Raw genomic sequence first — 13,415 nt, 5'->3', positions numbered from 1 at the left:
AAACGGGATGGATGCGCTGGCATGGCTGCGGATCGGCGTCGCCGGCGATGGGGTTGGCGACTCACGTATTCTACGGCATGCACCTGCCTCTGCAGCAGCGCCCGACGTTCCGACGGAACCGCCATGCCCGACCAGCGACATCTGCGCCACGGATCTTTCCTGCTCCTGCTGGGCATGACCACCACCGCCACCGCCGCACCGCCCCAGACGGCGCTGCCGCCGGTTTCGGTGACGGCGACGCGCAGCGCGCAGTCGCCGTTCGACGTGGCCGCCTCGATCGACGTGGTGGCCGTGCCGGCCAGCGGATCGCCCGGCATCAACCCGTCCGAGCTGCTGCAGGGCGTGCCCGGCATCCTTGCGCGCGACCGCCAGAACTACGCGCAGGACGAGCAGATCTCGATCCGCGGCTTCGGCTCGCGCACCACTTTCGGCATCCGCGGCGTGCGCCTGTACGTCGACGGCATCCCGGCCAGCATGCCCGACGGCCAGGGCCAGGTATCGCATTTCAATCTCGACTCGGCCGAACGCATCGAAGTGCTGCGCGGCCCGTTCTCCGCGCTGTACGGCAATGCCTCCGGCGGCGTGGTGCAGCTGTTCACCGCCGAAGGCAGCGACCCGCCGCAACTGCGCCTGGGCACGGTCGGCGGCAGCAACGGCCTGCTGCGCAGCAGCGCCAACGCGCGGGGTCTCGACGGCCCGTTCGACTACAACCTCGACTTCACCCGTTTCCAGACCGCCGGCTATCGCGCCCACAGCCGCGCGCGGCGCAACTCGGGCAATGCGCGGCTGGGCTGGCAGCTGGACGACCGCCGCCGGCTGACCGTGGTGCTGAACACGCTGAGCCTGCCGCAGGCGCAGGATCCGCTCGGCCTCACGCCCGACCAGTACCGCCGCGACCCGCGCCAGGCCGATGCCGCCGCCATGCAATACGACACGCGCAAGAGCGTCGCCCAGCAGCAGGTCGGGCTGACCTACGACGACCGGATCAGCGCCGCCAGCGAGCTGCACCTGATGGCCTACTACGGCGAGCGCAGGGTGCTGCAGTACCTGTCGATTCCGCCGGGCGCGCAGGCCAGCCCGCTGCATGCCGGCGGCGTGGTCGACCTGGGCAACGCCTATGGCGGCGTCGACGCGCGCTGGAACTGGCAGCACACCCTGGCCGGCCGGCCCTTCGAGCTGACCGCCGGGGCCAGCTACGACAACCAGCACCAGCGCCGCCGCGGCTTCGAGAATTTCGTCGGCGACACCCTCGGCGCGCGCGGCGCGCTGCGGCGCGACGAGCGCGATCGCGTGCGCGATGCCGACCAGTACGCCCAGGCCAGTTGGCGCGTGGCCCCTGCCTGGACGGTGACGGCCGGCCTGCGCCGCAGCGTGGTGAACTTCACCACCGCCGACCGCTACGTCACCGCCGGGAATCCCGACGACAGCGGCCGCGCGCGCTACTCGGCCAGCACGCCGGTGGCTGGCGTGCTGTACCGGCTCGCGCCGGGCGCACACCTGTACGCGTCCTACGGCAAGGGTTTCGAAACGCCCACCTTTTCCGAACTGGGCTACCGCGACGACGGCCGCGGCGGGCTCAACCTCGGCCTGCGCGCGGCGCACACGCGCAGCGCCGAAATCGGCCTGAAACTGCGGCCACAGCCGGGCACGCAGGCCGGCATCGCCGTGTTCCGCGCGGACAGCCGCAACGAACTGGCGGTGGCCACCAACCTCGGCGGGCGCACCACCTACCAGAACATCCACCAGGCCCGCCGGCAGGGTGCGGAGGCGTCGCTGGCCCATGCACTGGGCGCACGCTGGAAACTGCACCTGGCCTACACCTATCTCGATGCCGCGTTCCGCTCGCCGTTCCTCGCCTGCGCCGGCCGCTGCGCCACGCCGGCAACGCCGGTGGCGGCGGGGGCGCGCATGGCCGGAGTGCCGCGTTCGCAGGCCTACGCGGCGCTGCATTTCGGCGGCGAGCGCGGCTGGCAGGGCGACCTGGACGGACGTCACCTCGGTGCCGTGCCGGCCGACGACCTGGGCACCGTGTCGGCGCCCGCGCATGCCGTGTTCGGCATCGGCGCAGGTTACGTCGCCGTCCTCGGCCAGTGGCGCACGCATGCCTTCGCCCGCATCGACAACCTGCTGGATCGCCGCTACGTGGGCTCGGTCATCGTCAACGACGGCAACGGACGCTACTTCGAACCCGCGCCCGGCCGCAGCTTCCTGCTCGGCCTGGACCTGCGCCGGGAGCCATGAGCGGGCCGGCGCCAGGCTAAGGAGACGGGCGTCAGTAGTGGATCACCGAACGGATCACCTTGCCCTCGTGCATCAGCTCGAACGCCTCGTTGATGCGCTCCAGCGGCAGTACCTCGGTGATCATCTCGTCGATCTTGATCTCGCCGGCCAGGTAGCGCTCGACGTAGCCGGGCAGCTGCGAGCGGCCCTTGACCCCGCCGAACGCCGAGCCGCGCCAGACCCGCCCCGTGACCAGCTGGAACGGCCGCGTGCTGATCTCCTGGCCCGCGCCGGCCACGCCGATGATGATCGATTCGCCCCAGCCCTTGTGGCAGCACTCCAGCGCCGAGCGCATCACGTGCACGTTGCCGATGCACTCGAACGAATAGTCCACGCCGCCGTCGGTGAGCTCGACGATCACCTGCTGGATCGGCGTGTCCGGGTAATCCTTCGGATTGATGAAATCCGTTGCGCCGAGCAGTTTCGCCATCTCGAACTTCGCCGGATTGGTGTCGACCACCACGATGCGCCCGGCCTTCGCCATCACCGCGCCCTGCACCACCGACAGGCCGATGCCGCCCATGCCGAATACCGCCACCGACGCGCCCGGCTCGACCTTCGCCGTGTTCAGCACCGCGCCGATGCCGGTGGTGATGCCGCAGCCGAGCAGGCACACCTTCTCCAGCGGCGCCGCCTTGTTGATCTTCGCCACGGAGATCTCCGGCAGCACGGTGTATTCGCTGAACGTGCTGGTGCCCATGTAGTGCAGCAGCGGCTTGCCGCTCAACGAAAAGCGCGAGGTGCCGTCCGGCATCAGGCCCTGGCCCTGGGTGACGCGGATCTTCTGGCACAGGTTGGTCTTGCCGGAGCGGCAGAATTTGCACTCGCCGCATTCGGGCGTGTACAGCGGAATCACGTGATCGCCCACCTTGAGCGAGGTCACGCCTTCGCCCACTTCCTCGACGATGCCGCCGCCCTCGTGGCCGAGGATCACCGGGAACATCCCTTCCGGATCGGCGCCGGACAGGGTGAACGCATCGGTGTGGCAGACGCCGGTGGCGACGATGCGCACCAGCACCTCGCCGGCCTTCGGCCCCGCCACGTCGACCTGTTCGATGCTGAGCGGCTTGCCTGCTTCCCAGGCGACGGCGGCGCGTGACTTCATGATTCAACTCCTGACGATGGACCGGCACGACCCACGATGATGACGCGTCCGGCCCGTTTGCGAAACCGCATCAATCGACCGCCGTGTCGCCGGGCCGGAACGCCGACATCTGCCGACGGTAGTCGTCCGCCTCGGCCAGCAGCCATTCGCGGAACAGCTGCAAGCCGCGATGCTCCTGCGAGCGTGGCGGATACACCAGCCAGTACGCCTCCTTCACCGCCAGGTAGTTTTCGCCCAGCACCTGCAAGCGCCCGGCGTCGATCAGCGACTTCGACGTCACCATCCGCCCCAGGGCCACGCCGAGGCCTTCCAGCGCCGCATGCCGCAGCGCATCGAGGCTGTCGAACTGCGCCACGTAGCGCGTCGGCGGCGTGCCGCCGGTGCGGTTGAACCAGTCGCTCCAGCGCGTGGAAGGATTCGGCTCGCCGAGCAGCGGCCAGCGCGACAGGTCGCGCGGATCGACGCCGGCCATCCGCGCGATCAACGCGGGCGCGGCCACCGGTGCGATCCATTCGCCGAACAGCCGTTCGCAGTGCAGGCCGGCCCATTCGCCGCGACCGTAACGCAGGGCCACGTCGACCGGTTCGCGCGTAAAGTTCACCAGCGTCGAACCGGACTGCAGGCTGAGCTCCAGCTCCGGATGCGCGGCCACCAATTTCGGCAACCGCGGCACCAGCCAGCTGGACATGATGCCGGGGCTGGCGCTGAGCGTGAGCGCATCGTGGTGGCGCGTGCGGTAATGCGAGAGCGCGTGTTCGATGCCGTCGAAATGTTCGCCGACCGCCTCCAGCAGGCTGCAACCGTCGACCGTCAGCGTCACCCCGCGCGGGCCACGTTCGAACAGGCGCCGTTCCAGGCGCTCTTCCAGCTGGCGCATCTGATGGCTGAGCGCGCTGACGGTGAGATTCGCCTGCGCCGCGGCGCGCGACAGGTTGCCCAGCCGGGCGACCAGCACGAACTGTTGCAGCAGACCCAGCGGCAGCTTTCCCATCTTGAATATCTCTCAAGGCTGGCTTGCGAATATATCGCTTTTTGGCGACCTCAGGCACGCGTACCTTGAGCGCACCCCAAGTCCAAGGCTTCCCAAGGAGGCTTCCCCATGAGCTCGATCTGGAAAGATTTGCTGTTCCTGCACGGTCACCTCACCAACATCGATCCGTCCTGGCGGCCTGATCCGCAAGACGATGCAGGCGAACGCAAAGCCATCGCCGACAAGGCCGCCGCCAAGAAGGTCAAAGTGATCGCGGCGATGTGCTGCGCATCGGCGTGGCCGCGGCTCGTCCGGCCCCGCTGATCCGCACCGCGGCGGCCGGCGCTTGATTCCGGCGCCGGCGGCAACCACCTCGGATGGAGTGTCCCCAGCTCCGTCCGAGGTTTTCCATGCAGCAGCGTCCACTCGGCCATTCGCCGCTTTCCATCGCCCCGCTCGCCTTCGGCGGCAACGTGTTCGGCTGGAGCGTGGACGAGAAGCGCTCGTTCGAACTGCTGGATGCGTTCGTCGACGCCGGCGGCAACCTGATCGACACCGCCGACGTCTATCCGGCCTGGGTGCCGGGCAACGCCGGTGGCGAGTCGGAAACCATCATCGGCAAGTGGCTGAAGAAGAGCGGCAAGCGCGACCGCGTGGTGATCTCGACCAAGGTCGCCAAGTGGGCCGAGCATCCCGGCCTGTCGCCGGTGAACATCCGCCAGGCGGTGGACGGCTCGCTGCAGCGCCTGCAGGTCGACTGCATCGACCTGTACCAGGCGCACCAGGATGACGCCAGCGTGCCGATGGCGGACACGCTGGGCGAATTCGCGCGGCTGATCGAGGCCGGCAAGGTGCGCGCGATCGGCGCGTCGAACTTCGGCGCCGCCCGCTTCGCCGATGCGCTGGCCGTCTCGAAACAGCACGGCCTGCCGCGCTACGAAAGCCTGCAGCCGGAATACAACCTGGTCAGCCGCGCCGGCTACGAGAAGGAACTGGAGCCGCTGATCCGCCGCGAGAACATCGGCGTGATCAGCTACTACGCGCTGGCCAGCGGCTTCCTCAGCGGCAAGTACCGCAGCGAAGCCGACCTGGCCAAGAGCAGCGCACGCGGCGGCGCGGTGAAAAAATTCCTGAACCCGCACGGCCTTCAGGTGCTCGCCGCACTCGATGCGGTGGCTGCCGCGCACCACGCCACGCCGGCCCAGGTCGCGCTGGCCTGGCTGATCGCCCGCCCCGGCATCACCGCACCGATCGTCAGCGCCACCAGCGTGGAACAGCTGCGCGAGCTGCTCGGCGCCACTTCATTGCAGCTGAGCGACAACGAGATCGCGCAGCTCGACCTGGCCAGCGCCTGATCACGGCTCCCGGCGTACCTCACTCCGGCGCGTCGACCTGGTAGCCCTCGGCTTGCAGCGTGGCCAGGTAGCCATCCGGTTTCAGCAGCTCGTCCATCGGCAGCAGCGCGAAGGTCTGCGCGTTGCCGGCCAGCGCCTTGCGCGCGGCGGCCAGCCACACGGCGCGCTGCTTCGCCGGCACGTCGCCAAGCCCGAGCGCCTGCGCAAAGCCGGCGCCTGCCACCGCCGCCACGCAGGCGTCGTGGCGGTCGCTGTCGGGCAGTTCGCGCAGCGCCTGCAGATCGCCGGTGGCCCAGGCATTCGCGCGGGCGGTCATCGCCGGCATGTCGTGCTCGACGCTGTCCAGGGTGCGGATGAAGCAAGTGGTGTCGCGCGGCGCGGCCTGCTTGAACGCCTTGATCGCCGCGCGCGGATGCTCGATCAGCACGTGGTAGTCGGTCGGCAGCTCGGGCACGCCGTGGCGCTTGGCCAGCGCGTCGATGTTCGCCTTGATCCCGCCGGAACGGCTCAGCCCATTTGCCTTCAGCGCCTTGCGGTACAGCTCCTGCGACGCGAACAGCGGCCGCCAGCGCTCGATGCCGCGATCGTCGCCGATGTATTTCTGCTTCAGCGTTTGCCAGCGCGCATACACCGGCGGCGGCAGCACCTGCTGCAGGGTTTCGCCATCGGCGTTCTTGCGCGCGCTGTAGGCCGAAGGCAGCAGGAACATCTTGCCGAAGAAACCGACGTCGGCCTTCAACTGCACCGAAGGCGCCAGCAGCACCTGCTGCGAGGCGCCGATCGCCTGCTCCACTTCGCGCGACTGCCACTGCATGGCGCGCGGCAGCGGCGACAGCGTGCCGAGCACCCACATCACGTGATCGCCCTTGCTCACCTTCCACAGGCCGGGACCAGGCTGCACGCCGCTGACCACCACGGCAGGCAGGTCGGCCACGTCCGGCGCCGGCGGCGTGGCGGCCGACTGCGCGAACACCGGCGACAGCCCGCCCAGCGCGAACAGGAAAGCGAGGTACGGCAGACGCATGACGGACAGCTCCGGCTTCGACAGTCGCCATTGTGGCAGGACGACGCTGAGTCGCAGATGGCCGACGACGACAAAAAAACGGGGCGCCGTGCAGCGCCCCGTTCCGCAACCCATGGTCAGCGCATCACGCCGACAGCTTCGCCAGCGCGGCGTTGAAGGTGGCGCTGGGGCGCATCGCCGCGCCGACCCGCGCCAGGTCGGGGTGGTAGTAGCCGCCGATGTCGACCGGCTTGCCCTGCACGCGGTTGAGCTCGTCGACGATGGCCGCTTCATTTTCCGTCAGCGCCTTGGCCAGCGGCGCGAACCTCGCCTTCAGCGCGGCGTTCACGTCCTGCGCGGCCAGCGCCTGCGCCCAGTACAGCGCCAGGTAGAAGTGGCTGCCGCGGTTGTCGATGCCGCCGACCTTGCGCGAGGGCGACTTGTCGGTGTCGAGGAACTTGCCGTTGGCCTGGTCCAGCGTCTTCGCCAGCACGTCGACCTCGGCGCTGCCGTAGCGGTTGCCCAGGTGTTCCAGCGACGCGGCCAGCGCGAGGAACTCGCCGAGCGAATCCCAGCGCAGATAGTTCTCTTCCAGGAACTGCTGCACGTGCTTCGGCGCCGAGCCGCCGGCGCCGGTCTCGAACAGGCCGCCGCCGGCCATCAGCGGCACGATCGACAGCATCTTCGCGCTGGTGCCCAGCTCCATGATCGGGAACAGGTCGGTGAGGTAGTCGCGCAGCACGTTGCCGGTGACCGAGATGGTGTCCAGGCCCTGGCGGATGCGCTCCAGCGAGAATTTCGTGGCCGCCACCGGATCCATGATGCGGATGTCCAGGCCGCTGGTGTCGTGGTCCTTCAGGTAGCGCTCGACCTTCTTGATCACCTGGGCATCGTGGGCGCGCTGCGGGTCCAGCCAGAACACCGCCGGCGTGTGCCGCGCGCGGCTCACCGCCAGCTTCACCCAGTCCTGGACCGGCGCGTCCTTGGTCTGGCACATGCGCCAGATGTCGCCGGCTTCGACGTCGTGCTGCAGCAGCACGCTGCCGGCCGCGTCGATCACCTTGACCACGCCGTCGCCGGCGATCTGGAAGGTCTTGTCGTGCGAGCCGTACTCCTCGGCCGCCTGCGCCATCAGGCCCACGTTCGGCACGCTGCCCATGGTGGCCGGGTCGAACGCGCCGTGCGCCTTGCAGTCCTCGATGGTCGCCTGATAGACGCCGGCGTAGCTGCGATCGGGGATCACCGCCTTGACGTCCTGCAGCTGGCCCTGCGCGTTCCACATCTTGCCGGAGTCGCGGATCATCGCCGGCATCGACGCATCGACGATCACGTCGCTGGGCACGTGCAGGTTGGTGATGCCCTTGTCCGAGTTGACCATCGCCACGCCCGGGCGCTGCGCGTACTCGGCGTCGAGGTCGGCCTTGATCGCCGCCTGTTGCGCTTCCGGCAGCGCGCCGAGGCGCGCGTACAGGTCGCCGATGCCGTTGTTCGGGTTGAAGCCGATTTGCTTCAGCGCATCGGCGTGCTTCGCCAGCACGTCTTTATAGAACTCACTGACCGCCACGCCGAACATGATCGGGTCGGAGACCTTCATCATGGTGGCCTTCAGGTGCAGCGAGAACAGCACGCCTTGCCGCTTCGCGTCCGCGACCTGCGCGTCGACGAACGCGGCCAGCGCCTTGCGGCTCATCACCGCGGCGTCGATGATCTCGCCGGCCAGCAGCGCGGTCTTCGGCTTCAGCACGGCGTGGCTGCCGTCCTTGCCGAACCACTCGATGCTGACTTTGCCGGCCTGCGCGATCAGCGCGGACTTCTCGCTGCCGTAGAAATCGCCGCCGTCCATGTGCGCCACGTGGGTCTTCGAATCCTTGTTCCACGCGCCCATCTTGTGCGGATGCTTGCGCGCGTAGTTCTTCACCGAGGCCGGCGCGCGGCGGTCGGAATTGCCCTCGCGCAGCACCGGGTTCACCGCGCTGCCCTTGACCCGGTCGTAGCGCGCCTTGATGTCTTTCTCGCTGTCGTCCTTCGGCGCATCCGGGTAATCCGGCAGCGCGTAGCCCTGGCCCTGCAGCTCCTTGATCGCCGCCTTCAGCTGCGGCATCGAGGCGCTGATGTTCGGCAGCTTGATGATGTTCGCCTCCGGCGTGGTGGCCAGCTGGCCCAATTCGGCGAGATCGTCGGCCAGCTTCTGCCCGGCCTGCAGGCATTCCGGGAACAGCGCGACGATGCGCGCGGCCAGCGAGATGTCGCGCGTCTCCACCCGGATGCCTGCCGTGCCGGTGAACGCAGCGATGATCGGCAGCAGCGACTGCGTGGCCAGGAACGGGGCTTCATCGGTCAGCGTGTAGATGATCTTGGGCGTGGTGGACATTGTCTGTGTGGACCTCTTTAGCTACTGCATTGGCCGAAAGGGCACCGTGCTGCCGGACACTGGCGGCAGCCTGATACAAGCCTCCCATTGTCGCGTTTTCGCCGGGGTGGGGAAAGCGTGACGCGGCCACTGCCGTCAACATGCGGCAACGTACTGTGGCGTCACGCGTGACAAAACGACGAAGGCGCGGCATGGCCGCGCCCTCGTTTCATCCGTCATCGCCGCGACGACTTACTTCACCGAGAAATCCTTGCTGGCGACCTGGTTGCCGTTCAACGAGATATCCACCTTGTAGTTGCCGGCGGGGAACCCGCCGGGCTTGCTGATCATGAACGCGGTGGTCTCCGGGCCCATGGCGTTGAGGGCCTTGCTGTCCTCATGCACGACCTGGCCGTCCTGGTAGGTCCATTTCGCCGCCAGCGTGGCGTTGCCGCTGCCGCTGGTGTCGACCGAGGCGTAGATGCTGTCCTTCGGCGCGAAACTGGTGCCGCTGGCGAGGATCTTGTTGTTGGCGTCGACCGTCGAGCCCAGCTCCACCGAGCTGAACGTGACCCCGGCAGGCGCGTTGTTCATGGCCATCGGCGCCGTGGAGGCTGGCGCAGGCGCGGCAGGTGCTGGGGCCGTGGCGGCGGCTGGCGGCGTGGCGGACGGAGCCGGCGCGGTCGATTCATCATGTTTGCCGCATGCGCTCAGGGCCAGCACGGCAACCAGCGCTGCGGCGAGGATCAAGGGTTGGCGAGTCATCTTCATGGGATACCTCCTGCTTCAGGACTGGGCGGGAATCTTCAACGTCTGGCCGGGCTTGATCCGGTCCGGATCGGTCAGCTGGTCGCGGTTTGCGTCGAAAATCCGCTTCCACGCATTCGCATTGCCATAGAAGTGCCTGGCGATCTTCGACAGGTTGTCGCCTGCCGCCACGGTATAGGTGGTGGCCGCGTCGGCAGTCGATCTGACCTGCGACTGCACGCCACTGAAATCCGCCTTGGGCGGTGCATCCGGCGCGGTGGACTTCACCCCGCCCTGCACATCGGAAAAATCCGGTTTGCTGGTCTCGTTGCCCATCGCACGCAACTCCGTCTCGGAAGAGGAGTCAGTGATAACCACCTTGCAGTTAACGGGTTGTGAGTGCGTTGGCGGAGCGTTCAGCTGGGACCGCAACCACCCAGCGCCCCCTTGGATCAGCCAATGCCAGGCCTGGCCAGCAGCGCCTTGCGCCCTTGCCGCCGCGCCCACCACGCTCTCCGCCGCTCGGCGAGGCACGAGAAGATCACGTACAGCGCCGGGGTGCTGAGCAGGGTGAGGCTTTGCGAGATCAGCAGGCCGCCGATCAGGGCGATGCCGAGCGGGCGGCGCAGTTCGCTGCCTTCGCCGAGGCCGATCGCGATCGGCAATGCGGCGAGGATGGCGACCATGGTGGTCATCATGATCGGGCGGAAGCGCACGATGCACGCTTCGCGTGCGGCTTCCAGCGGCGGCTTGCCGTGTTCGCGTTCGGCGACCAGGGCGAAGTCGATCATCATGATCGCGTTTTTCTTGACGATGCCGATCAACAGCACCAGTGCGATCTGCGCCACCACCGACAGCTCGGTGTCGGTCAGCCACAGCGCCAGCAGCGCACCCACGCCGGCGGCCGGCAGGGTGGACAGGATGGTGATCGGGTGGACCAGGTTCTCGTACAGCATGCCGAGCACGATGTAGACGGTGAGCACGGCGGCCAGGATCAGCCAGCCCATGCCGCTCTGCGACTGCTGGAAGCGGCGGAAGTCGTTGCCCATCTGCACCCGGATGTCGCCGGGCATGCGCATGTTCTTCACGGTGGACTGGATGATCGCCATCGCCTCGCCCATGCTCACGTCGGGCGCGAGGTTGAAGCTCAAGTCCATCGTGGTGTACTGGTTTTCGTGGGTGATCTGCGACGGCGCCAGCCCCGGCTCCTGCCGCGCGAACGCGGTGATCGGGATCATCTGGCCGCTGCTGGAGCGCACGTAGATGCGGTTGAGCGCCTCCGGCGTGGCGGTCTGTTCGGGCAGCGCGTTGACCACCACCTGGTACTGGTTGATGTCCGAGTAGATGGTGGACACCTGGCGCTGGCCGAACGCGTCGTACAGCGCGCCGTCGATGCTGCCGATCGACACGCCGAGCCGCGCGGCCTTGTCGCGGTCGATCACGATGTTCTGGCGCAGGCCGGCCTCGTCGACGTCGGTGCCGACGTCGCGCAGCTTCGGGTTCTTCTTCAGCTCGGCCTGCAGTTTCGGCAGCCACTCCTGCAGGCTGGCCAGGTCGTTGCCCTGCAGCGACACCTGGTATTGCGCGCCCTGGCTGGTGCCGCCGCCACCGCCGCTGGGCAGGTCCTGCACCGGGCGCAGGCGCAGGTTGAGGTCGGGGTAGTTCGCGGCCTTCGCGCTGAGCCGCGCGAGCACCGCGAAGGTGTCGTCCTGGCGGCCTTCGGCGCGGGTCTTCAGGTCGATGTTGAACGAGCCGCTGGTGCCCTGCCGGCTGCTGCCCAGGCGCGAGCCCACGGTGGCGACATCGGGGTCGGCCATCAGCATCGCGGTGAGCCGTTCCAGCCGCTGCCTGCTTTCGGCGAACGACACGGTGGCGCTGGAACTGGCGCGGCCCCAGATCAGGCCGGTGTCCTGCGCCGGGAACAGGCCGGCCTTGACCACGCCGAACAGGTAGAACGTGGCCACGATCAGCACCAGCGGAGTCAGCGAGAACAGCAGCGCGTGGCGCAGCGAGAAGTTCAGCGCGCGGGTGTACACGCGCAGCATGCCGGCGTGGAAACCGTCCAATGTGCGCGCAAGCCGCGACGGCTGCGCCTTTTCCCTTGCGGCATGCCCGCCGAGGAAGCGGCCGCACAGCGCCGGCGTCAGCGTCAGCGAGACCAGCGCGGAGACCACGATCGCCGAGACCAGGGTCACCGAGAACTCGTGCATGAACATGCCGGTGACGCCGCCGGCGAACAGCAGCGGGATGAACACGGCGATCAGCGAGGCGGTGATCGAGACGATGGTGAAGCCGATCTCGCGCGCGCCGGCCAGGGTCGCCTGCATGCGCGACATGCCGCCGTCGATGTGGCGGATGATGTTCTCGATCACCACGATCGCATCGTCCACCACGAAGCCGATCGCGATCACCAGCGCCAGCAGGGTGAGGTTGTTTAGCGTATAGCCGAGGATGTACATCACCACGAACGCGCCGGCCAGCGACAGCGGCACCGCCACCGCGGCGATCAGCGTGGGGGCGAGCCGGCGCAGGAACAGCGCCATCACCAGAATCACCATCGCCAGCGAGATCAGCAGCGTGGCCTGCACTTCGTGCAGCGAGGCGCGGATGGTCGGCGTGCCGTCGAAGAACGGGGTCAGCACGGTGCCCGGCTGCAGGTATTCGCGCAGCAGCGGCAGCTGGTTCTTGACCAGGTCGACGGTGGCGATGACGTTGGCGTCGGCCTTCTTGTAGACGTACATCAGCACGGCCGGTTTGCCGTGGAACCAGGCGGCCTGATACGCATCCTGCTGGCCGGCGTAGACGTTCGCCACGTCGGCCAGCCGCACCGGCGTGCCGTTGCGGCTGGCGATCACCAGCTGGGCGAACTCGTCCGCGCTGTGCAGCTGGGTGGTGGCGCTGACCGACATGGTGGTGGTGCCGTTGGACAGGAAGCCCTCCGGCGAGGTCACGTTGGCCGCGCTCAGCGCATTGCGCAGCTGGTCCGGCGACAGGCCCATCGCGTTCAGCGCGCGCAGGTTCACGTCGACGCGGATCGCCGGCGTGGCCGCACCGGCGATCTCCACCGACGACACGCCCGGCAACTGGCGCAGCCGCTGCGCCAGCAGGGTGTCGGACAGGTTGTACAGGTCGGCCGCCGATTGCGTGGCCGAAGTCAGCGCGAGCGCGATGATCGGGTCGTCGTTCGGGTTCGCCTTCTGGTAGCTGGGCGCGCCGTTGAGGCCGCTGGGCAGGTCCGGTGCGGCCGAGTTGATCGCCGCCTGCACGTCGCGCGCGGCGGAGTCCAGGTCGGTGCCGTTGCGGAACATCATGAAGACGAAGGTGCGGCCCTCGGAGCTGGACGAGCGCATCGTCTCGATGCCGGGCACCTGGCCCAGGTGCCGTTCCAGCGGCGCGGCCACGGTCGACGCCATCGTGCTGGCGTCCGCGCCGGCCTGGCTGGCCTGCACGAAGATCGCCGGGAACTGCATGTTCGGCAGCGCCGCCACGCCGAGCAGGGCGTAGCAGATCATGCCGGCCACGAACAGGCCCATCGCCAGCAGCGAAGTGCCGATCGGGCGGCGGATGAAGGTGCCGGAGATGTTCATGGATTCAACGTGGACGGG

At 68.3% G+C, this 13,415-nt stretch carries 10 protein-coding genes; 3 read left to right on the top strand and 7 right to left on the bottom strand.

Annotated features, from left to right (window positions below):
• Nucleotides 1-123 precede the first annotated feature (123 nt).
• Nucleotides 124-2,241 carry a TonB-dependent receptor gene (locus tag KK131_RS09700; RefSeq protein ID WP_214556438.1) on the top strand — a complete coding sequence of 706 codons (2,118 nt, stop codon included), beginning with the start codon at nt 124-126 and terminating at the stop codon, nt 2,239-2,241.
• 31 nt (nt 2,242-2,272) lie between these two features.
• Here KK131_RS09700 and KK131_RS09695 read toward each other — a convergent pair whose 3' ends face one another.
• Nucleotides 2,273-3,385, bottom strand: coding sequence for an S-(hydroxymethyl)glutathione dehydrogenase/class III alcohol dehydrogenase (locus KK131_RS09695; RefSeq protein WP_214556437.1), 1,113 nt, complete (start codon nt 3,383-3,385; stop codon nt 2,273-2,275).
• Between the two features lie 70 nt (nt 3,386-3,455).
• Nucleotides 3,456-4,376, bottom strand: a complete 921-nt coding sequence (locus KK131_RS09690) for a LysR substrate-binding domain-containing protein (RefSeq protein ID WP_214556436.1) — start codon at nt 4,374-4,376, stop codon at nt 3,456-3,458.
• Between the two features lie 108 nt (nt 4,377-4,484).
• On the opposite strand from KK131_RS09690, the gene KK131_RS09685 reads away from it, so the two are divergent.
• The gene (locus tag KK131_RS09685) at nt 4,485-4,679 is read left to right on the top strand and encodes a hypothetical protein (protein WP_214556435.1); all 195 of its coding nucleotides are present in this window, start codon (nt 4,485-4,487) and stop codon (nt 4,677-4,679) included.
• Nucleotides 4,680-4,765: 86 nt separating this feature from the next.
• A complete protein-coding gene (locus KK131_RS09680) occupies nt 4,766-5,710 on the top strand; it encodes an aldo/keto reductase (protein WP_214556434.1) in 945 nt (314 codons plus the stop codon).
• A gap of 19 nt (nt 5,711-5,729) precedes the next feature.
• Here KK131_RS09680 and KK131_RS09675 read toward each other — a convergent pair whose 3' ends face one another.
• The 5 genes from KK131_RS09675 to KK131_RS09655 form a co-directional block, all read right to left on the bottom strand.
• Nucleotides 5,730-6,734 (bottom strand): TraB/GumN family protein, encoded by a 1,005-nt coding sequence (locus tag KK131_RS09675; RefSeq protein WP_214556433.1) that lies wholly within the window; start codon nt 6,732-6,734, stop codon nt 5,730-5,732.
• A gap of 124 nt (nt 6,735-6,858) precedes the next feature.
• Entirely contained in the window at nt 6,859-9,084 is a 2,226-nt protein-coding gene (locus KK131_RS09670) for an NADP-dependent isocitrate dehydrogenase (protein ID WP_214556432.1), read from the bottom strand.
• A 231-nt stretch (nt 9,085-9,315) separates the two neighbouring features.
• On the bottom strand, nt 9,316-9,834 hold the full coding sequence (locus KK131_RS09665) for a hypothetical protein (protein ID WP_214556431.1): 519 nt from the start codon (nt 9,832-9,834) through the stop codon (nt 9,316-9,318).
• A 15-nt stretch (nt 9,835-9,849) separates the two neighbouring features.
• Nucleotides 9,850-10,146 (bottom strand): LysM peptidoglycan-binding domain-containing protein, encoded by a 297-nt coding sequence (locus tag KK131_RS09660; RefSeq protein WP_214556430.1) that lies wholly within the window; start codon nt 10,144-10,146, stop codon nt 9,850-9,852.
• A gap of 116 nt (nt 10,147-10,262) precedes the next feature.
• Nucleotides 10,263-13,397: an efflux RND transporter permease subunit gene (locus tag KK131_RS09655; RefSeq protein ID WP_214556429.1), complete on the bottom strand. Its 3,135-nt coding sequence runs from the start codon at nt 13,395-13,397 to the stop codon at nt 10,263-10,265.
• Nucleotides 13,398-13,415: the final 18 nt, after the last annotated feature.

Source organism: Rhodanobacter sp. LX-99 (assembly GCF_018599185.1).
In the GTDB taxonomy this organism is placed as follows: Bacteria; Pseudomonadota; Gammaproteobacteria; order Xanthomonadales; family Rhodanobacteraceae; genus Rhodanobacter.
This window is presented reverse-complemented; position numbering and strand designations above follow the sequence as displayed.